Source organism: Cohnella sp. WQ 127256, from assembly GCF_024519285.1.
Classification (GTDB): domain Bacteria; phylum Bacillota; class Bacilli; order Paenibacillales; family Paenibacillaceae; genus Cohnella.
In genome coordinates this window covers 53,223-73,597 of record NZ_JAMZCY010000014.1, presented here as the reverse complement: position 1 = coordinate 73,597, position 20,375 = coordinate 53,223, and the positions used below count along the sequence as shown (strand labels likewise).

Annotated in this window: 19 protein-coding genes and 1 rRNA gene; all 20 read right to left on the bottom strand. The window is 47.6% G+C overall.

From position 1 onward, the window contains the following. Positions 1-116, bottom strand: a 16S ribosomal RNA gene (locus M1K58_RS28480); the annotation flags it as partial. Positions 117-452: 336 nt separating this feature from the next. After that, complete coding sequence (gene lysS / locus M1K58_RS28475; RefSeq protein WP_256762300.1) at positions 453-1,964, bottom strand: lysine--tRNA ligase; 1,512 nt, start codon at positions 1,962-1,964, stop codon at positions 453-455. Positions 1,965-2,136: 172 nt separating this feature from the next. Further along, positions 2,137-2,616, bottom strand: coding sequence for a transcription elongation factor GreA (gene greA, locus M1K58_RS28470; RefSeq protein ID WP_256762299.1), 480 nt, complete (start codon positions 2,614-2,616; stop codon positions 2,137-2,139). Positions 2,617-2,821: 205 nt separating this feature from the next. Next, positions 2,822-3,850: a tRNA dihydrouridine synthase DusB gene (dusB, locus tag M1K58_RS28465; RefSeq protein ID WP_256762298.1), complete on the bottom strand. Its 1,029-nt coding sequence runs from the start codon at positions 3,848-3,850 to the stop codon at positions 2,822-2,824. A gap of 4 nt (positions 3,851-3,854) precedes the next feature. Further along, on the bottom strand, positions 3,855-4,364 hold the full coding sequence (gene folK, locus M1K58_RS28460) for a 2-amino-4-hydroxy-6-hydroxymethyldihydropteridine diphosphokinase (protein ID WP_256762297.1): 510 nt from the start codon (positions 4,362-4,364) through the stop codon (positions 3,855-3,857). Between the two features lie 5 nt (positions 4,365-4,369). Continuing rightward, complete coding sequence (gene folB, locus M1K58_RS28455; protein ID WP_256762296.1) at positions 4,370-4,762, bottom strand: dihydroneopterin aldolase; 393 nt, start codon at positions 4,760-4,762, stop codon at positions 4,370-4,372. Between the two features lie 5 nt (positions 4,763-4,767). Beyond that, a complete protein-coding gene (gene folP, locus M1K58_RS28450; protein ID WP_372339225.1) occupies positions 4,768-5,619 on the bottom strand; it encodes a dihydropteroate synthase in 852 nt (283 codons plus the stop codon). After that, the gene (pabC, locus tag M1K58_RS28445) at positions 5,619-6,500 is read right to left on the bottom strand and encodes an aminodeoxychorismate lyase (protein ID WP_256762294.1); all 882 of its coding nucleotides are present in this window, start codon (positions 6,498-6,500) and stop codon (positions 5,619-5,621) included. The genes folP and pabC overlap by 1 nt, the downstream gene beginning before the upstream one ends. Next, on the bottom strand, positions 6,497-7,078 hold the full coding sequence (gene pabA, locus M1K58_RS28440; protein WP_256762293.1) for an aminodeoxychorismate/anthranilate synthase component II: 582 nt from the start codon (positions 7,076-7,078) through the stop codon (positions 6,497-6,499). The genes pabC and pabA overlap by 4 nt, the downstream gene beginning before the upstream one ends. Next, positions 7,059-8,648: an anthranilate synthase component I family protein gene (locus M1K58_RS28435; protein ID WP_256762292.1), complete on the bottom strand. Its 1,590-nt coding sequence runs from the start codon at positions 8,646-8,648 to the stop codon at positions 7,059-7,061. The genes pabA and M1K58_RS28435 overlap by 20 nt, the downstream gene beginning before the upstream one ends. A gap of 170 nt (positions 8,649-8,818) precedes the next feature. Next, positions 8,819-9,760 carry a cysteine synthase A gene (gene cysK / locus M1K58_RS28430; RefSeq protein WP_256762291.1) on the bottom strand — a complete coding sequence of 314 codons (942 nt, stop codon included), beginning with the start codon at positions 9,758-9,760 and terminating at the stop codon, positions 8,819-8,821. 124 nt (positions 9,761-9,884) lie between these two features. Next, a complete protein-coding gene (locus M1K58_RS29820) occupies positions 9,885-10,823 on the bottom strand; it encodes a peptidylprolyl isomerase (protein ID WP_256762290.1) in 939 nt (312 codons plus the stop codon). A 15-nt stretch (positions 10,824-10,838) separates the two neighbouring features. Next, positions 10,839-11,720, bottom strand: a complete 882-nt coding sequence (hslO, locus tag M1K58_RS28420) for an Hsp33 family molecular chaperone HslO (protein WP_256762308.1) — start codon at positions 11,718-11,720, stop codon at positions 10,839-10,841. Between the two features lie 44 nt (positions 11,721-11,764). Then, positions 11,765-12,529, bottom strand: a complete 765-nt coding sequence (locus M1K58_RS28415; protein WP_256762289.1) for a type III pantothenate kinase — start codon at positions 12,527-12,529, stop codon at positions 11,765-11,767. Next, the gene (gene nadC / locus M1K58_RS28410; protein WP_256762288.1) at positions 12,526-13,425 is read right to left on the bottom strand and encodes a carboxylating nicotinate-nucleotide diphosphorylase; all 900 of its coding nucleotides are present in this window, start codon (positions 13,423-13,425) and stop codon (positions 12,526-12,528) included. Before nadC ends, M1K58_RS28415 begins: the two co-directional genes overlap by 4 nt. Further along, positions 13,418-15,034, bottom strand: coding sequence for an L-aspartate oxidase (gene nadB / locus M1K58_RS28405; RefSeq protein ID WP_256762287.1), 1,617 nt, complete (start codon positions 15,032-15,034; stop codon positions 13,418-13,420). Before nadB ends, nadC begins: the two co-directional genes overlap by 8 nt. A 48-nt stretch (positions 15,035-15,082) precedes the next feature. Beyond that, complete coding sequence (gene nadA / locus M1K58_RS28400; RefSeq protein WP_256762286.1) at positions 15,083-16,021, bottom strand: quinolinate synthase NadA; 939 nt, start codon at positions 16,019-16,021, stop codon at positions 15,083-15,085. Positions 16,022-16,242: 221 nt separating this feature from the next. Next, entirely contained in the window at positions 16,243-18,249 is a 2,007-nt protein-coding gene (ftsH, locus tag M1K58_RS28395; RefSeq protein ID WP_256762285.1) for an ATP-dependent zinc metalloprotease FtsH, read from the bottom strand. A gap of 90 nt (positions 18,250-18,339) precedes the next feature. Further along, entirely contained in the window at positions 18,340-18,879 is a 540-nt protein-coding gene (gene hpt, locus M1K58_RS28390) for a hypoxanthine phosphoribosyltransferase (protein ID WP_256762284.1), read from the bottom strand. Positions 18,880-18,937: 58 nt separating this feature from the next. Continuing rightward, complete coding sequence (gene tilS / locus M1K58_RS28385; protein WP_256762283.1) at positions 18,938-20,356, bottom strand: tRNA lysidine(34) synthetase TilS; 1,419 nt, start codon at positions 20,354-20,356, stop codon at positions 18,938-18,940. Between the last annotated feature and the right edge of the window lie 19 nt (positions 20,357-20,375).

The window sequence follows — 20,375 nt, the reverse complement described above, 5'->3', positions numbered from 1 at the left end:
TCACCCGTCCGCCACTAACCTCATCAGGAGCAAGCTCCATCAGAGATTCGTTCGACTTGCATGTATTAGGCACGCCGCCAGCGTTCGTCCTGAGCCAGGATCAAACTCTCCATAATAGTGAAGCCGAAGCTTCGTATTAAAGAGCCTTGAAGGCTCAATCTTTACAACTGGTTTGTCCTCCGACAGCCGAAGCCATCTTCCGACGTTTTGTTCGTTTTCTTACGCTCGATGTTCAGTTTTCAAAGAACAATTCGTGTTTCGTTCGACTCGCTATTTGTCAGCTTGTCGTGCGCCCTCTTGAAGCGGCTTAAATAATATATCACAGGCTTATACCCGTTTGCAACCCCTTTTAAACTCTTTTTTAACTGGAAATTTCATACATTCATTGTCTAAGTAAAAACCGGCGTCCACCGCATCGGTGAACAACCGGTTCCCTTATACTCCCAAGTGCCTTATCCGTCCGAACGATCTCGCATATGTGGGAACAGAAGAACATCGCGAATCGATGGAGCATCCGTAAGCAGCATAACCAGTCGGTCTACGCCAATACCAAGCCCACCCGTTGGTGGCATGCCATATTCCAGCGCGCGAATGAAGTCATCATCCATCTCATGCGCTTCATCATTACCCGCCTCTTTCTCCGACATCTGCGCTTCGAACCGCTCGCGTTGATCAATTGGATCATTAAGCTCGGTAAATGCATTCGCATGCTCACGAGCAACGATGAATAGCTCGAACCGGTCTGTAAACCTTGGATCGGAAGCTTTCTTCTTCGCTAACGGAGAGATCGCAACGGGATGCCCTGTTACGAAAGTAGGTTGAATCAACGTATGCTCGCAGAATTGCTCGAAGAACGCATTTACGATATGACCAAAAGTCATGTGCTTCTCTACAGGGACTTTGTGTTCCTTCGCTATAGCATGCGCTTCTTCATCACTCATTTGAGCTTCGAAATCCACTCCCACAGTTTCACGAATCAACTCAGTCATGGATACCCGGCGCCAAGCTGGCGTCAAATCTATCTCTTGACCTTGATACGTAATCTTGGTCGTACCGTGTACTTCTTTCGCAATATGAGCAATAAGCTCCTCAGTCAATCGCATGATATCTTCGTAATCAGCATACGCCTCATACAACTCGATCATAGTGAATTCCGGATTATGGCGCGTCGAGATCCCTTCATTACGGTATACCCGTCCAATCTCATACACCTTCTCCAGACCACCAACGATCAACCGTTTCAAGTGAAGCTCAATCGCAATACGCATGTAGAGCTGCATGTCTAACGCGTTATGATGAGTAACGAACGGACGTGCCGCTGCTCCACCTGCAATAGAATGCAATGTAGGTGTTTCCACCTCTAAGTATCCACGATCATCTAAGTAACGACGCATCGACTGAATAATACGCGAACGCGAGATAAATGTTTTCTGTACATCTGGGTTAACGATCAGATCCACATAACGTTGACGGTAACGAGTTTCCACATCCTTAAGTCCATGGAACTTGTCGGGAAGAGGAAGCAATGATTTGGTCAACACTTCAAGCTCTTCGACCTTAATCGAGGTTTCCCCTGTCTTCGTCTTAAACACGATACCTTTAACACCGATCATATCGCCGATATCCAATATCGTAAACGCCTCATACTTGTGGCTCTCAATCGCATCCGCGCGAACGTAGATTTGAATTTTGCCGCTCAAATCCTGGAGATTTGCGAAAGAAGCTTTACCCATCCCCCGCTTGGTCATAATACGTCCAGCGACACTAACCTCAATCGCACGCTCGTCTAGCTCTTCCTTTGATAGCTCCGAATATTGCGCAATGATCTCTCCAGCATTAGCATTACGAACAAATTTCGTTCCGAAGGGATCAACACCTAACGCCCGTAGCTCGTCCAATTTATTGCGTCGGATTTGTAATAGCTCACCTAATTCAATCGTTTCAGGCTGTTCTGTATGTTCCATAATTTCCTTCTCCTTCACCTTGTATCTGTAATGTTCTAATGATTAATTGAGCGTCAAATTGCAATATTGACGATTAACAGGCAAAAAAGCTTCCGTAGGAAGCTTTTTTTTCTTAGTCAATCGGCTTCTCCGTCCTTGTGACGGCGATTAACATGTTATTTGGGGCTTTGAGTTAAGCCATTTTGATATCGACAATTTTGTATTGAATGATACCCGCTGGAACGCTAACTTCAACCGTTGTATCTTTCTTTTTGCCAATAATCGCTTTACCGACTGGGCTTTCATTAGAAATCTTGTTATTAAGTGGGTCTGATTCAGCTGTTCCTACAATGGTATATTCCATTGTATCACCGAATTCCATATCCACTACAACAACTGTCGAACCAATACTAACGGTTTCCAGATCGATTTCAGCGCTGTTAATGATTCTTGCGTTACGAAGCATTTTCTCAAGTGTGATAATACGACCTTCGATGAATGCCTGCTCGTTCTTCGCATCCTCATATTCTGAGTTCTCACTGATATCGCCATATCCAATGGCAACCTTAATTCGTTCCGCGACTTCGCGGCGTTTGACGGACTTAAGGCTTTCGAGTTCATCCTCAAGCCGCTTCAGACCATCTTGGGTTAGAAGTACTTCCTTATCGCTCATCTCACCGATCTCCTGTCATGGTAAAAATTTTCAGGGTTGCTAATCAAATATATGGTCGGTCACCGCTGACATGACATCTTAATGGATGCAAGCCTACGATTTTCCTGTTGCGCGGGCGAATATTGGTACTGATTATATTTCAACCCCTGTTAAATGTCAATTCGCGGAAAGTCCGGGTAAAGCGATGGAATGAAACCGCTTCCTCTTAGTGAACGAGGATTTCGCCAGACTCCGCAGCTTCTGCGGCCTCGCGCTGTAGCATTTCATCGACTGTTCTTACATAATTCCCCAACACCGATACGACCTCCGAGCGCCCTGTTAAATCCATAATGGAATTTTTAACAGATGCGGAATCCGGTAAGCCTTTTAAATACCATGCCAGATGCTTACGCATCTCTCTGACTGCAACATTCTCGCCCTTAAGATCAGATAAGCGATCTAAGTGCAACACAGCGATCCGCATTTTTTCCGCCGGTGATGGATCAGGAAGCAGCTCACCTGTCGTCAGATAATGAACCGTACGGTAAAGCATCCAAGGATTCCCCAGTGCACCACGACCAATCATGACTCCATCACAGTTCGTATGCTCGAGCAGACGCTTCGCATCTTCGGGTGAAAATACATCACCGTTTCCGATAACCGGAATTTTCACTGACTGCTTCACATCTCGTAAAATATCCCAGTTCGCTGTACCCGTATACAGCTGTTCGCGAGTACGGCCATGTACACTAACAGCCGCTCCCCCCGCACGTTCAACTGCCTGAGCATTTTCCACTGCATAAACATGCGCGTCATCCCAACCGATACGCATCTTTACGGTTACTGGCTTTTTCGCTGCATCTGCTGCGTAAGAAACCATTTCGTAGATCTTCTTCGGATCTAGCAGCCATCTCGCGCCCGCATCACATTTCGTAACTTTCGGCACAGGGCAGCCCATGTTGATATCAATGATATCCGCATTCGTATTCTGATCGACGAACTTCACAGCCTCGATAAGAGACTCCTTGTCGCCTCCAAAAATTTGCAAGCTAAGTGGCTTCTCCCGTTCATCGACGAATAGCATTTCGAGTGTCCTCTGATTACCATGCAAAATCGCTTTGTCACTGACCATCTCAGCGCAAACAAGTCCGCAACCGAATTCCTTGGCAATTAATCGAAACGCTGGATTACACACACCCGCCATAGGGGCAAGTACAACATTATTGCTCATTGTAACGTTACCGATCTTAAGCATTTCCTTATTTCTCCTTTCGTAGCCCTTGACCATCCCATTCTGCGAAGCGAGTAATGCCTTCCTCTTCCAGGGAAAATGCCAACAGCTCCGATTCCCAAGGGAACGGTGTCTCTTCCGACCAGACGTCCCTTAGTGGAACTAATACAAATGCCCGCTGTCCCATTCGGGGATGCGGGAGCACTAATTCCTGCGTGTCTAACAACACTTCTCCATAAACGAGTAAATCCAAATCTATATTCCGCGGACCATTCCGGAATTCTCTTACGCGCCCCATTTCCTCTTCAATCGCTAACAAGCGACGAAGCAAGATAACAGGCTCAAGTTCCGTACGGACATAAACCGCCATGTTGAGGAAAGAAGGCTGATCTGTATATCCGACAGGCGCTGTCTCGTAGACAGCTGAAATATGGCGAACTTCCAATTCGGAATCCGCATGTAACCTGCGTATCGCTTCTGATAGCGATTCTTCCCGGTCTCCCAGGTTAGCGCCTAGCGCCACATATGCTTCTTGCACGATTTTCAATCCTCTACAGGTACGATGTTGCCACTCGCATCCCTTTGTCTACGCATCTCTACAGTCACGCCATCAAAGGTGATGTCGAACGGCGGATTCGGCTTGGTCACCGACACCGTAATATTAATGATACTAGTATACGTACCGAGTAAGTTCGACGCAATATTTGCAGTCAGTGTCTCAATGAGTTTCACCGGTGGACCTTCGACAATGTTCTTAACGAGAGCATGGATCTCTGCATAGTTAATTGTATCGTCTACATCATCGGTTTGCGCGGCACGGCTTAGATCCATGCTTAAATCGAGATCAACGAAATACTTCTGACCCAATTTATTTTCTTCAGGATACACTCCGTGATACCCATAAAATACCATACGTTTCAATACCATTCTGTCCATGTCTATTACCCCTTCCGTGCTTGGCGGTATACAATCGCATCCGTCATCGTCGCTAATCGCTTCGTCTGTCGTACATCGTGAACACGGACAATCTGACAGCCTTGAACAATCCCTAGCGCTGTCGTCGCTCCTGTTCCTTCTATCGCTTCGTTCGAAGTTACATTAAGCGTCTTCTGAATGAACCCTTTGCGGGACGTACCCAGTAGTACTGGATAGCCAAGACCAACCACATCGGCTAGCCGTCCCATCATTTCCAAATTCTCTTCGTAATCTTTGGCGAAGCCGATTCCGGGATCGAGCCAGATGAGATCCTCTGCAACTCCAGCAGCCCGAGCTAACTGCACACTTTCCATTAAGTCGTTCAAGGCATCCAGAATATAATCCGAATAGTCCCTGTTGTCACGATTATGTGTCAATATTACTGGGCATCCAAACTTTGCAGCCACGTTCGCCATTTCAGGTTCACGTTTAAATCCCCACACGTCGTTGACGATATGAGCGCCCGCTTCCAAAGCTTGTCGCGCCACTTCGGCTTTATAAGTATCCACGCTAATCGGTAGCTTCACGTGCTCGCGCACAGCTTTAATGACGGGAATAATCCTGCTTAATTCTTCTCCCAACGGCACAGGGTCATAGCCAGGTCTTGTCGATTCGCCACCTATGTCAATGATATCGGCACCTTCAGCCGCCATTTGCCTTGCCCGTTCGACAGCAGTCTCAACCGCATCGAAGCGCCCCCCATCAGAGAAGGAGTCCGGCGTTGCGTTCAGAATCCCCATAATGAGAGTCCGGTGTCCGAGCTCCAGCTTTAATCCATCGTGCAGGGTATAGTTCCGAGTGTAAAATGTCGGCTTAATCATGCTTCGTTCCTTTCAGCGGCTGTCCGATAATTATGCATCAAGCCGTAGGTAATGGATCCAACGGAGTTACATCCTCCCGGATTAAGACCCCGCCCACCGATATTCTCAACCTTCGTAACCGGTACGATCTCCTGGATCGAATTCGTTATGAACACCTCATCGGCATACAGCAGCTTGTCCCACGGGTATAAGCCCTGCTCTGTTTTAATACCCATTTCCTGAGCCAATGTTAACACATACTCCCGTGTAATGCCTTCAAGTAAACCGGTCGATAATGCTGGTGTGTAGAGTACACCATCCGAAATCCAAAACACGTTACTGACCATTCCTTCAACCAAATACCCCTCATGGTTCAAGAACAGCCCTTCCGTGCCTGGTCTTGCGCCCGCACTATTTAGTTCCCTTTTGGCATTAATATTATTCATATAATGAAATGACTTTAACCGGATGTCTCCTTCCGGAGTGCTGCGCGGCAGCTGCAGCAGGCGTACTGTTTTCCCTTTACGATCCGATGGGTCATCTGCAGCTAGCTCCTTCGCATACACGATTTCATTTGGCTGCTCGTAAACCTCACTAGGTAAGCCTATAACCCCTTCACCCGCCGAAACGGACCAACGGATATACCCCTCCGTCAAATCATTGGAAGCCAATAAGCTCGCTATAGCCTCTTTCATTCGACTAAGGTCAGGTTTGTAGTTAATCCCTAACAGCTCACAGCCCTTGGTGAGCCGCTTTGCATGCTCCTCCAACAGCCACGGTCTACCGTCATACGTACGAAATGTCTCAAATAAGCCCATGCCGTACAAAAAGCCGTGATCAAAAGCGGAGATCACGGCTTCATTACGATCTATCAGTTGTCCGTTATACAGGTACTTCATGCTCTGATGCCTGATTTCTGGTTTAAGAAGTTGCGTAATATCTTTAATCCGTTATCTGTCATGATCGACTCTGGATGGAATTGAACACCTTCTACGACATACTCCTTGTGCCGTAAGCCCATGATCAAGCCATCCTCCGTCTCCGCACTTATTTCCAAGCAATCCGGCAGTGTATCACGCTTCACGATTAGAGAGTGGTAACGGGTCGCCGTAAAAGGAGAAGGAAGACCTTCGAAGATCGATTGGCCATCATGAATAATCTCAGATGTCTTTCCATGCATAAGCTGATCCGCCCGAATAACGTCTCCGCCGAACGCTTGTCCGATCGCTTGATGCCCTAAGCATACGCCAAAGATCGGGATTTCTCCCTTAAAACGATCAAGAAGGGCTAGGCTAATGCCCGCTTCATTCGGTGTGCATGGTCCTGGGGAGATGAGGATATGGTCTGGTGCTAACTTGGCTATACCGTCGAGGTCGATTTCATCATTCCTGTGAACAATGATTTCTTCGCCAAGCTCCCCCAAATATTGCACTAGGTTATACGTAAAAGAATCATAATTATCGATGACCAAAATCATGTCCGTTCCCCCTGCTCTCACTGTACTGTACCGCTTTCCAAAGCGCCTTAGCCTTATTTAGAGATTCATAAAATTCTCGCTCCGGCTCGGAATCAATAACAATGCCGGCTCCCGCTTGAATATGACAGATGCCGTCCTGAAATGCGATTGTACGAATAATTATATTAAATTCCATATTGCCGCTATAGTCAATCCACCCCATAGAGCCTGTGTATGGACCTCTGCGTGTCGGTTCAAGCTCCTCAATGATTTCCATCGTACGAATTTTAGGCGCTCCTGTAATCGTCCCTCCGGGGAACACAGCTGCCAATACGTCGAGTGCATCCTTGCCATTGGCGATTTGCGCTTCAACCTGCGACACGAGATGCATTACATGAGAGTAGCGCTCAACTGTCATCAGCTCTGGCACCTTAACGGTCCCATAAGCAGCTACTCTTCCTAGATCATTACGTTCAAGATCAACGAGCATCACATGCTCCGCTCGCTCCTTCTCATTCGTAAGCAGCTCATCCTCAAGCGCATGGTCTTCCTCTGGCGTTCTCCCTCTGCGGCGTGTACCTGCAATAGGCCTAGCGGACAGCTTTCCATCATGAAGCTTAACCAACAATTCAGGAGACGCGCTAACAAGCGCAAAAGAAGGTGTACGAAGCATTCCCATATAAGGGGAAGGATTGACCAGACGTAGCCATTCGTAGAGTGTTTCCGGCGCGACCTCGGTCGGCTTACTCTGCCGCATGGACAAATTAACCTGAAACACATCCCCTTGTCCGATATATTCCTGGATTCTGCGTACCGCTTGCTGGAATTCCACCTTGCTCATTGAAGTCGTTAATCCTGGCAAGCTCTCTATATCAATCTGCAGCTGATCCTGCTCCATCCGAGCTCGCATCTGCCTATTTCGTTCCATATGGTCAGCCGACTGACTGGCGCTTAACCAACCAACCCATTGCTGTTCCATGTCCATCGTGCGCTGCTGAGCTTTATTGTATAGCTGCTCCAGCGATCGCAATGGCATTTCTTCCAACGCATCAACAGGAACATGCACCACACAATACACTGCCTTCTCCACATGATCAACGATCCACAGCTCCTCGAACCGTTGGAACACATAATCCGGCAAGGCTAAGTCATCCTGTGCCAGAACGGGGAGTCTTTCTAAGCTGCGTACGATATCATAGCTCCAGAACCCCAGCACGCCTCCGATACAATCGGGGACACCGACAGGTCTCGGTGCCTTCCATGGACGCATCCACTGTCTGAGTAGCTCCAATGGCGCGCCTTCGGTCTGTCCTACCTCTGTCCATCCGGACCCGCTGTCACTGGGTTCCAAAAGGTGAGCACGGTTACCCTTGCCCTCGATTACGGATACAGGGTGCAAGCCTAATATGGTGTACCTGCCGTCCTTGCCACTCTCCAACAGAGAGGTATGGTTTGATGCCTCGTCCCACACTTGATCCCAGAATACAGGCAACAGATCGTTCTCCAGCTCTATCCTACGTATATATGGAAGCAAAGAGAACTCACCCTTGCTCCTCCACTGCTTCCATTGCTCTAATGTAGTTACTTCCACGTGACTACTCCCTTGATCATTATCTTACTATGCAGAATACCACAAATGACTTTAACCTGCTTAGGTTTAGGTAAAAGCAAAGACCCGAGAAAGGGCACTTTATATCAAAGTGTCCCTCTATCGGATCAAAGTTCAGATGGAAAATATTCTATTCATGCACAGCAATCTAATTAGTTATCGAAGTTAAAGAGAGGCGTGCTCAGATAACGTTCACCGTTAGAAGGAATAATAGCAATAACACGTTTACCTGCGCCTAATTCTTTCGCTACTTTAAGTGCTGCGAAGATCGCTGCACCAGAGGAAATACCAACGAGCAAGCCCTCTGTTTTAGCAACTGCACGAGCTGTTTCGAAAGCTTCCTCATTCTCAATCGTAATTACAGCATCGTAAATTTCACGATTCAGGATTTCCGGAATGAAGTTCGCTCCGATACCTTGAATTTTATGAGGGCCAGGACCGCCGCCGGACAGCAAAGGAGAGGCAGCAGGCTCTACAGCGTAAATCTTAATGTCCGGGAAGTTTGCTTTCAATACTTCTCCCGCACCAGAGATTGTACCCCCTGTACCGATTCCGCTCACGAAAGCATCCAGCTTACCGTCGAAGGAATTAATCGCTTCAACGATTTCAGGACCTGTAGTTTCACGGTGGATCTTCACGTTTGCTTGGTTCTTAAATTGTTGTGGCAAGAAGTAATCCGCATTTTCCTTCACGATTTCTTCTGCTTTCTTAACTGAACCGTTCATGCCTTCTGAACCTGGCGTAAGCACAAGCTCTGCACCATAAGCGCGAAGCAGATTGCGACGCTCCAAGCTCATTGTTTCAGGCATAACCAGAATAGCACGATATCCTTTAGCTGCAGCAACCATCGCAAGCCCAATACCCGTGTTACCACTTGTCGGTTCTACGATCGTGCTAACACCTGGTTTAATTAGACCTTGCTTCTCCGCTTCTTCGATCATGCTGATCGCGATACGGTCTTTAACGCTAGAGCCCGGATTTTGGTATTCCAGCTTTACATAAATTTCAGCGCTACCTTCAGGTACGATGCGGTTCAAACGAACGAGTGGTGTATCGCCTATTAACTGAGTCACATTCTGAACAATCTTAGCCATTAGATTTGTTCCCTCCCGAAATATGCGGCGTCGCCGCCTCATTACATTTAATCCGACTAAAACGGTCGGTATTTAATATATTTTCATCTTAACAAACCGCAAAGAGGATTGTCAATAGCTGACATCAGTAATTTAAAGATGGTTCTTTCACATCCGCATTGTACTTCGTTAACAAGCTTTGTTCCAGATCTCTCAACGAAACAGCCTTTCCTAATGCCACCTGATGCTGGATCGCCTTACGCATATCCTCTTCCGACATCGTCTGACTCTCGCTTCTCCCATCCAGCCTCACAACAACGTAGCCTTGATCCGTCTGAATAGGTCCGGTCGTTTCTCCTACCTGCATAGAAGATACGGCTTCTAACACCTCATGTGCCTCGAATGGATCCTGTTCCTCAACCCAACCAAGCTCGCCGCCTTCATCCGCAGTAAATTCATCGATAGAATACTGGCGGGCTAGTTCCGCGAAATCCTCGCCTGCCGCAAGCTGAACAAGTAATCCATCCGCCAATTCCTTAGTTTGCACAACAATCTTAGCCAGTTGGTATGACTTAAGGGGCAGAAACTCCCCCCGATGCTCTTCCAAATAAGCGTCAACCTCTGAGGGATTCACGGTAACATTATGGATAGATATTTTCTCAAGCAGCAGCCGATAACGAGCATCCTCTCGAACCTCATTCCGATCCATCCCAAGCTCGTTCATTGCCTTGTAGAACTGTTCTTCATCCTCATATCCTTGTTTCATATGGCTCAGCTCTTGTTCCAATTCATCTTCCTTCACTTCAATCTTCAATGAATCGGCCTCTTCTTGCACAGCTATAAGCAGCATCATGCTTCTAAGGGTTTGTGAGCCATGTATCGATAACAACTGATCAAGCAAGCTCTGTCGAGAAATGGCTGACTTTCCTATCGTCGCAACAACATCACTCTCTACAACCGATTCCTTAGGTGAGCTCTCACCTGAGATAGGCTTAGATGATGAAGATTGGCAGCTTGATGTCATAACCATTGTTACTAAGAGGGCCAGCAGTACGAGCGGCTCACGCCGTATCGTCTCCCTCACGAGAATCATCCCTTCCTAATTCCGATCTGAGAGACTATGTAAAGACTCGAGCTGATCTGCGTCGAACGTATATTTCTCATTGCAGAAATGGCAATGCAGCTCAGCCTGACCATCTTCTTCGATCAGGTTTTTGATTTCTTTCTTACCGAGCGTAATAAGAGCTTTCTCGAATCTCTCGCGTGAGCAATTGCACTGAAATACCGGTTCAACCGTCTGATGAATGGTCAGATCGTCTCCCACAAGGAAACGTAGCACACCTTCAGGTGTCTCACCTTGATCTAGTAATGCAGTAACGTGAGGCATAGCGGAGACAGCTTGCTCCAACCGTACTAATTGAGCTTCCTCTAGCCCTGGCATAACCTGTACAATAAATCCTCCAGCATGTAGCACGGAGTTGTCTGTATCTACGAGAACACCCAAACCAACAGCTGAGGGGCTCTGCTCGGAATCTGCAAAATACAAAGTGAAATCTTCCGCGAGCTCTCCCGAAATAAGCGGAACACTTCCGCGATAAGGTTCCTTAAGTCCTAAATCCTTCGTGACATGAAGGTAGCCCGTACTGCCAACCGCTCCAGCTACGTCCAGCTTCCCTTGACTGTTGCTCGGCAGATGAACATGGGGATCATCTACATATCCTCTTACTACACCCTCTGCATTCGCATCAACAACGATCTTACCAAGAGGTCCATCGCCTGCGACCTGTATCGTTAGCTTCTCATTTCCCTTGAGCATAACGCCCATCATCGCCGCAACCGTTGCTGTACGACCAAGTGCCGCTGTTGCTGTCGGGAACGTATCATGTCTGCGTTGCAGCTCCGACACTAACGCCGTTGTTCTTGCTGCGAAAACCCGTAATCGGCCATTCCATGCTGTACCGCGTATTAACTCGTCTTTCATCATGTGTACCCTCCTAGGTGAAACAACTACAGCTACATCTATTTTTAACCATTACGTTCGTATACAATCCGTAAACCTTCTAGGGTAAGCATATCGTCGACAACTTCAATCGTTTCGGTCTCCCCAGCAATCAGCTCGGCAAGTCCTCCAGTTGCAATAACTCTAGGCTGTACATTGAACTCCTTGCAAATCCGTCGCACGATTCCATCAACCTGACCGGCATAGCCGAAAATAATTCCCGACTGCATGGCGGCAACAGTGTTGCGGCCAATTACCGTTTTAGGTTTCGTGAGCTCAATGCGGGGAAGCTTAGCGGCTCTTTGATATAGCGCTTCTGCAGCAATTCCAAGACCCGGAACGATCGCACCGCCAAGGTAGGAACCTGAAGCATCGATATAATCAAAGGTAGTCGCCGTACCGAAATCCACTACGATCAGTGGAGCGCCATACTGCTCAATTCCCGCCACCGCATTCACGATGCGGTCTGCTCCAACCTCACGAGGGTTCTCGTAGCGAATGTTAAGCCCTGTTTTAATACCCGGCCCCACAACCAATGCTTCTTTACCCACGTATTTAGTAAACAGCTGCTCTAAGGTGTGCATGATCGGAGGGACGACACAGGACAATATTACGCCCTCTATTTGATCGGCCCGAACACCCGCTAGTTGAAACAAATTGCTGATTAGAACACCATACTCATCTACAGTAGAGGAACGATTCGTACTCAGACGCCAATGATGCGTTAAATCGCGTCCTTCATATAGACCTAGTACAATATTCGTATTCCCAACATCTACAACCAGAATCACGACATTCCCCCCTTTTTCTTCGCGTTCAAATCAAGACTAATATCGAGCGCTTGGAAGGAATGGGTTAAACCTCCAACCGATATAATGTCAATTCCGCTTCGTGCCACTTCCGCAACGCGTTCTGATGTAATTCCTCCGGATGCTTCTATCACAATATGCGGTGCCATGCGGCGAATGACCTTAACAGCCTCAGTCATATTTGCCGAAGTCATGTTGTCCAACATGACGATATTTGCGCCTGCCTGAACAGCTTCTTCTGCTTGTGAAAGCGATTCTGCCTCTACTTCAATCATCATCGTGTGGGGGATACGTGCTTTAGCCGCATGAACTGCAGCTGTAATTCCACCCGCGGCTTTAATATGATTGTCCTTGATCATAACGGCATCATATAGACCAAAGCGATGATTCGCTCCGCCGCCGACTCTTACCGCATACTTTTCCAGTGTACGATGTCCTGGTGTTGTTTTACGTGTATCCGCAATTTTAACCGCTTGCCCTTGGGCCGCAGTTACAAATTCGTTCGTCTTCGTCGCAATACCAGAGAGACGCTGCAATAAGTTAAGCGCTAATCTTTCTCCCGTCAAGATGCTGTGAGTTGAACCTTCAACAACAGCAAGTACCGTCCCGTGCTCCACGAGAGTCCCATCCTTAACCTGTGCGTTAAACTTCAGATCCTTATCCACCACCTCAAAAACAAGGCGAGCTAATGGAATTCCCGCGAGGATACCCGATTGTTTGGCATGAATAATACCGCTAGAAAGATGACCCTGAGGTACAGTCGCCATCGTCGTAACGTCTCCTGAACCGATATCTTCAGCTAGCCAAGTGCGGAATTGCTCCCTCACCGTCTCAACGGCTGGACCACCGATCTCCCAATCGCTTTCTCTTTCAAACATCGCCGTCGACCCTTTCTGTGCGAATTCCGTTTTCCCGATTCATTATCGTATGCCTGTGCCAGTTCAGATCATCCCGCTGAGGGTAATCTTCCCGATAGTGGCCACCACGGCTTTCTTCACGACTTAATGCCGACTCCGTAACCAGAAGAGCACACGTAAGCAGATTCGCATACTCGAGCTCCTCCCGCTTAGTTAGGCATAATTGGAATAATGGCAATTGCTTTTTCAAATCATCTAAACCCTTCAGCAGCCCCGCTCGATCGCGTCTAAGACCCGCATAGCGGACCATGCCCTTCTGGAGCTTCAATCTACGTTCGATTAAGGCTCCTGTAAGTGCGGCATGCCTCTCCGAGCCTGAGCTGTTGTCTGCAGTCGTTTTATTCGGAGAAAGCTTGTTAACCGCATCCACAATTCGTTGCCCGAACACGATCGCCTCCGACAATGAATTACTGGCTAGTCGGTTTGCTCCATGAACACCTGTTGATGAAGCTTCCCCACATGCAAATAGACGCTGAATGCTAGTCTCACCATGTAGGTTGGTTTTAACGCCACCCATCATATAGTGTGAAGCAGGCGCTACCGGAATCCAATCGGTTGTCATATCGAGCCCATAATTTAAACAGTATTCGTATATTGTTGGAAAACGATGCTTAATCAATTCAGGAGTTTCATGCGTGATATCAATATATACATAAGTAGATTTAGTAGCTTCCATTTCACTTACAATTGCGCGCGCGACAACATCCCTAGGAGCAAGCTCTAGCTGGGGATGATAATTTTCCATGAATCTATCACCGCGAATATTGCGCAAATAGGCTCCTTCACCTCGTACTGCCTCCGAGATTAGAAACCTCGGCGCACCAGGGTAACAAAGTGAGGTAGGGTGAAATTGATTGAACTCCATATCCCGAATATCAGCGCCTGCTCGATAAGCCATGGCAACACCATCACCGGTAGCCACTTCAGGATTCGTTGTATATCTGTATAGCTGGCCGGCTCCACCGGTACATAGAATCGTAGCTCGACCGAATACAGCAACGCGAGTGCCGTCAGGCTTCTGAACGAGCGCACCGCGACATTCGCCCTCTTCTGTTAGTAAATCGAGCACCAGATGGTCATCCCATAGCTCAATGCGCGGATCGGACTTCACCTTGTCTGCCAATGCCCGAACAATCTCAAAGCCAGTCGCATCACCGTTCGCATGAAGGATGCGGCGTTGGCTATGCGCTCCTTCCTTAGTCAACGCAAAATGGCCGTCTTCCTCGTCGAAGTTAGTGCCATAGCGAATGAGCTCCTGAACACCCTGTGGCCCTTCATGAACAAGAACGTCGACTGCTGCAGCATCACAAAGACCTGCTCCAGCAATCAACGTATCCTGTGCGAGAAAATCCGGGGAATCCTCGTCTGACATAACGGCAGCAATTCCACCTTGTGCGTATCGGGTATTGCTATCGAACAAAGACTTCTTAGTGATCATCAACACTTGCTTCGTCTCGCTCAATTTCAACGCTGTGAACAGTCCGGCAATTCCGGCTCCAATTACAATAACGTCAGTCTCTATGCGAGGAAGCTGGTCTAGGTCAAAATCGACAACGTAACGTGGAATCATGTTTTATTTCGTCCCCACTCCAACAAGAGAGTAGCACAGGCTACAGGTTTACTTAACGAGTAGCATGCGCTCCAGCGATAAACGGGCTTTGTCCGCAACGTCCTGCGGTACATATATTTGCGGTTGCATCGTCTCTAGGGCTCTGACAACCTTCTTTAGGTTGTTGACCTTCATGTTCGGGCAGACGAGAAATTTCGATGCAAAATGAAAGGTTTTATTCGGACTATCCAAACGTAATTGATATCCTGTGCCGTCCTCTGTACCGACGATAAATTCTTGGCGGCTTGATTCTCGACAGTGCTTCAGAATACCTGTCGTGCTACCGACAAAATCAGCCATCTCTACAACTTCCGGACGGCATTCTGGATGAACTACGAATTCCGCATTCGGATGTTTAGCACGCATTTCCTCGACATCCTTAATCGTTAGCATGTCGTGTGTATTGCAGTACCCTTCCCAAATGATCATCTTCTTGTCCGTGAATTGAGAAACATAATGTCCAAGGTTCTTATCCGGGCACCAAATAATCTCATCGGCATCAACCGAGTTGACCACCTTAACAGCGTTCGCTGATGTACAGCAAATATCTGTTTCGGCCTTAACATCCGCCGAGGAGTTAATGTAGGTTACAACTTTAGCATTCGGATGCTTTGCTTTCAGTTCTCTTAAGCCAATTGGGTTAACCATATCAGCCATCGGACAGCCGGCACGTTCATCTGGCACAAGAACCGTCTTATGAGGCGCAAGTATCTTGGCACTTTCACCCATAAAATGAACACCACAGAATACAATAACATCCGCATCCGTAGAAGCAGCTTTCTGAGCGAGGAGGAATGAATCCCCGCGGAAGTCCGCAACCTCTTGTATTTCATCGCGCTGATAATAATGGGCGAGAATAATTGCATTATGTTCTTTCTTAAGTTGCATGAGCCGCTCACGTAGCTCGCGGTTCTGCTCGGCTTTACGCTCTAGGGCCAAAGCTTCCATTTCAAATCTCCTCCCTAAGATGAACCGGTAGTTTGTGAATCATTGCACAAACATGTCGGGGCACTTTCCTTTAGTGTGGACGAAAAGGACTTCGTTCATTAACACTTAATTTACACTTGCCACGTAAGGCTGTCAATTGATCTTATCGTGTTTGGAATGCAAAAACGAGGTGTTCACACGCCGTTAAAGCGCGGGAACACCTCGTAATGAGTGACCAATCTTTATTTAGGCTCCTCGGAGCCGTTATCTTTGCGTAAATCCGGCATATGCGATAGTGGCTCGTCATCACGGGTTTGAATCCGGACCTTCACGTCACCAACCGTATCTATGATCGGCTCCGCTTTAGACTCTTCGTCGCCAGAGGATGATCCTTCGCCGTCTTCGATAGGAGCGATGAAGCCTTTCTCGATCAGAGATTTGATCTGTTCCAGATCAAGTGTCTCTACATCAAGCAATGTCTTCGCGATCAAGTGCATTTCTGCACTCTTCTCATTGAGAAGCTTCTTAGCACGATCGTAACAATCGCGTGTAATGCTCTGCATCTCTTGGTCAATCTCGTAAGCAATCGCGTCGGAGTAGTTCTGCTCATGTCCGATATCACGACCCAAGAATACTTGACCTTGAGAGGAGCTTCCAAACTGCATCGTTCCGAGCTTGTCGCTCATCCCGTATTCCATAATCATCGCACGTACGATGCTTGTCGCTGACTTAAAGTCACTATAAGCACCTGTACCGATTTCTCCGATGAAGATTTCCTCAGCAGCACGACCAGCTAGCAAGCCTGTTACTTTATCAAGAAGCTCTTGCTTCGTCACGAGCATACGATCTTCCTTAGGAAGCATGATGACGTAACCGCCAGCACGTCCACGAGGGATAATCGTAACCTTATGAACCGTGTCTGCATGCTCCAAGAAGAAACCAGCAATCGTATGACCCGCTTCATGATAAGCAACAATCCGCTTCTCACGGTCGCTGATTACGCGGCTCTTCTTCTCGGTTCCAACAACAACGCGGTCAATCGCTTCATCGACTTCTTGCATGGCGATATCTTTTTTATCCCGACGTGCAGCAAGTAGCGCTGCCTCGTTCAATAGATTTTCTAGATCTGCACCCGTAAATCCAGTTGTACGCTTAGCAATCGTACCCAGACGTACATCTTTGTTAAGTGGCTTATTCTTCGCGTGAACCTTCAGCACCGCTTCGCGGCCCTTCACATCTGGACGATCAACCGTAATCTGACGGTCGAAACGACCTGGACGAAGCAAGGCAGGATCGAGAATATCAGGACGGTTAGTCGCAGCAATGATAATGATTCCTTCGTTAGCACCGAAGCCATCCATCTCAACGAGAAGTTGGTTCAACGTTTGCTCACGCTCATCATGTCCACCACCAAGGCCTGCGCCCCGTTGACGACCAACAGCATCGATCTCATCGATAAAAATAATACAAGGTGAATTTTTCTTCGCATTCTCGAACAAATCACGAACACGGGAAGCACCAACACCCACGAACATTTCCACGAAATCCGAACCGGATATCGTAAAGAACGGAGTACCTGCTTCTCCTGCTACTGCGCGAGCGAGCAAGGTTTTACCTGTACCCGGAGGTCCCACGAGAAGAACACCTTTAGGAATGCGTGCGCCCAGCGCAGCAAACTTACGGGGATCTTTCAGGAACTCAACAACCTCGACCAATTCCTGCTTCTCTTCGTCCGCTCCAGCAACATCCTCGAACGTGACCCGCTTCTTCTCTTCATTGTAGAGACGAGCACGGCTCTTACCGAAGTTCATCACTTTACCGCCGCCACCCTGCGCCTGATTAATCAGGAAGAAGAACAGAACGAACATGATAATAAACGGAATGATGGAGGTCAAGAAGGTCAGCCAGAAACTTTGTCCCGGCATTTTTTTGGAATTAAATTCGAATTTCTTCTCAAAGCTTAAGTCGGAGAACTGCTTCGAAACATAATCTGCAAGTGGGGCCCGGCCCATAAAAGCCTCGCCTTTAGTTTCGCCTTCTTTAGGCTTGAATTCTCCAGTAATCCAATACGTACCGCTTTGGATCTGCAAAGTTAATGCCTTAACATTACCTTGCTGAGCTGCTGTTACGAGTTCATTGTAGTTCAGTTCTTTAGTCGTATCTTGTTTGCCGATAAAAAACTGAACGATTCCGACAGTCACCAAAAATATAAGTAAGTAAAAACCTGTGTTGCGGATGAACCGATTCATCCCCGACCTCCTCTCGACAAGCTTTCATCATTTTACCATAGCCTGTCTTGGCATCATAATCATAACGCACCGCTGCGTGAGCAGCGAGTGTTAACTCGAATAAATTTCTGGCTTAAGTATACCAACATACGGCAGATTGCGGTATTTCTCCGCATAATCGAGACCATAACCTACGACGAATGCATCCGGAATCGTAAACCCAGTATAGTCCGCATTCAGATCAACCGTGCGACGTCCCGGTTTATCGAACAAGGCCACAACGTTGACGGATAAGGCATTACGGCGTTCCAATACATCAATCAAATAGCTCAAGGTCAATCCGCTGTCAATAATATCTTCTACAATAAGGATGTCACGACCTTCAACGGATACATCTAAATCTTTAATAATTTTGACTTCACCGGAAGATCTTGTGGAATTGCCATAGCTGGATACTGCCATGAAATCGAGCTCAAGCGGAACTGTAACATTTCTAGACAAGTCCGCCATGAAAATAAAAGCGCCTTTCAATACACAAATGACGAGCGGATTGCGCCCTTCATAGTCACGGCTGATCGCCGCACCTAGCTCCTGTACCTTCTGCTGTATTTCTTCTTGCGAGTATAGAACTTCTTGAATGTCTTTTTGCAAAAAAGGTACCTCCCAGTGAGATTATTACACGGTATGATTGCTTTACAACTATCATGCCCTAGTTTTCAACCCTAACGAATGTGATTCGCCATGTATTTCGGGTTTCCTTAGTGACTAGAGCATCGCTTGAGCGTCGCATTCCCGGAATCCAGAGCACACGACCATCTCCATTTACAAGAAGAGGTAGCTTGTCACGGCGAGAACGCGGTACTTTGGCATCAACGAACATATCTTGCACTTTTTTCGTGCCGTTTAATCCATAAGGATGCATGAGATCGCCGGGTAAGCGGCTGCGAATCTGTAGGGGAAACTCCAAACGGTCTGCATCAAAGCAAGCTTCCTGCTGGTTTTCCTTCCTATTCGGGAAGGAACCCTCAAGGCGCTCCAGCGTAACTCGCTCCCTTGATTCGCTAATTGTTACCTCGTCCATACCCTCGGTGACAATATACGTAAAGTTGACCGATTCCGGAAGCTCCGGACCGATATACACCTCTTCATATTCCCTTCTCAGCACCCATCCATCTCCAATATCCAGATGGTTCACCGTAGGATATTGTTGGAGAAGCACTGCAAGGATTTCCTCCACATGCTGGTAATCCAACATTTGGCGAGAATTTGAACAACAGCTTAATATTAATTTAATCAATCTTCGTTGTAAAGCGATGTGAAGGCCGCGGAACCATCGCCGCTCTAGTCGGAAGCCCTCTTCTGATGGAGTAACCCCTTTTTGAAAAGCTAGAAGGGTATGCTCTTCCATATATTGATCGTCTGCTGCCGCCATATCGGCTAGTCTTACTAAAGAAGCTCTCAGCCTTGGATTGTACTTCTCCAGCATCGGCATCAGATCGAGCCGAATCGTATTCCGGAAGTAATGTCTATCGACATTGCTGCTATCAACCGCGTAAGGCACCCCGTTTCGCTTACAATAATCCAGAAGCTCACATTTGGTTATACGTAACAAGGGGCGAATCAGTTCCAATTGTTCTTCTTTTCGGCGATTGGGAATACCAGAGAGTCCGCTAACGCCTGTTCCCCTGATCACTCTCATCAGTACCGTTTCCGCTTGATCATCCGCATGATGACCGGTTAAAACAATAGGGCATGCGTATTTACTCGCCACTCCCTCCAGAAATTGATAGCGTTTCTCCCGCGAAGCAGACTGGGGATTCATACCTGTTGCAGCTATGTAAGCCGGTAATCCAAGCTCCGCCGACTCGAAGGGCATTCCCCACTCCTTTGCTAATCGACCGACCAGCTCCGCCTCGGCATCCGACTCCGCTCCGCGGAACTGATGGTTTGCATGCGCAACTATGATTTGAAAAGGCTCTTCCTCCGCCATTACCTTGAGAAGATGAAGAAGCGCCATAGAATCCGGGCCACCGGAAACCGCCGCGACAACCGATCCGCCTCTGTGCCACCATCCATCTGCTCTCGCTTGCGCCATCATACGAGGTTTCCAATCGTCTTGCGGGTGCACTGTCATCTTCTCCTTATAC

Excerpts from the sequence above, each read along its gene's own strand:
- lysS (WP_256762300.1), bottom strand. The coding sequence starts at position 1,964 with ATGGAACATACAGAACAGCCTGAAACGATTGAATTAGGTGAGCTATTA.
- greA (WP_256762299.1), bottom strand. The coding sequence starts at position 2,616 with ATGAGCGATAAGGAAGTACTTCTAACCCAAGATGGTCTGAAGCGGCTT.
- dusB (WP_256762298.1), bottom strand. The coding sequence starts at position 3,850 with ATGCTTAAGATCGGTAACGTTACAATGAGCAATAATGTTGTACTTGCC.
- folB (WP_256762296.1), bottom strand. The coding sequence starts at position 4,762 with ATGGACAGAATGGTATTGAAACGTATGGTATTTTATGGGTATCACGGA.
- pabC (WP_256762294.1), bottom strand. The coding sequence starts at position 6,500 with ATGAAGTACCTGTATAACGGACAACTGATAGATCGTAATGAAGCCGTG.
- pabA (WP_256762293.1), bottom strand. The coding sequence starts at position 7,078 with ATGATTTTGGTCATCGATAATTATGATTCTTTTACGTATAACCTAGTG.
- cysK (WP_256762291.1), bottom strand. The coding sequence starts at position 9,760 with ATGGCTAAGATTGTTCAGAATGTGACTCAGTTAATAGGCGATACACCA.
- hslO (WP_256762308.1), bottom strand. The coding sequence starts at position 11,720 with ATGAAAGACGAGTTAATACGCGGTACAGCATGGAATGGCCGATTACGG.
- nadC (WP_256762288.1), bottom strand. The coding sequence starts at position 13,425 with ATGTTTGAAAGAGAAAGCGATTGGGAGATCGGTGGTCCAGCCGTTGAG.
- nadB (WP_256762287.1), bottom strand. The coding sequence starts at position 15,034 with ATGATTCCACGTTACGTTGTCGATTTTGACCTAGACCAGCTTCCTCGC.
- nadA (WP_256762286.1), bottom strand. The coding sequence starts at position 16,021 with ATGGAAGCTTTGGCCCTAGAGCGTAAAGCCGAGCAGAACCGCGAGCTA.
- ftsH (WP_256762285.1), bottom strand. The coding sequence starts at position 18,249 with ATGAATCGGTTCATCCGCAACACAGGTTTTTACTTACTTATATTTTTG.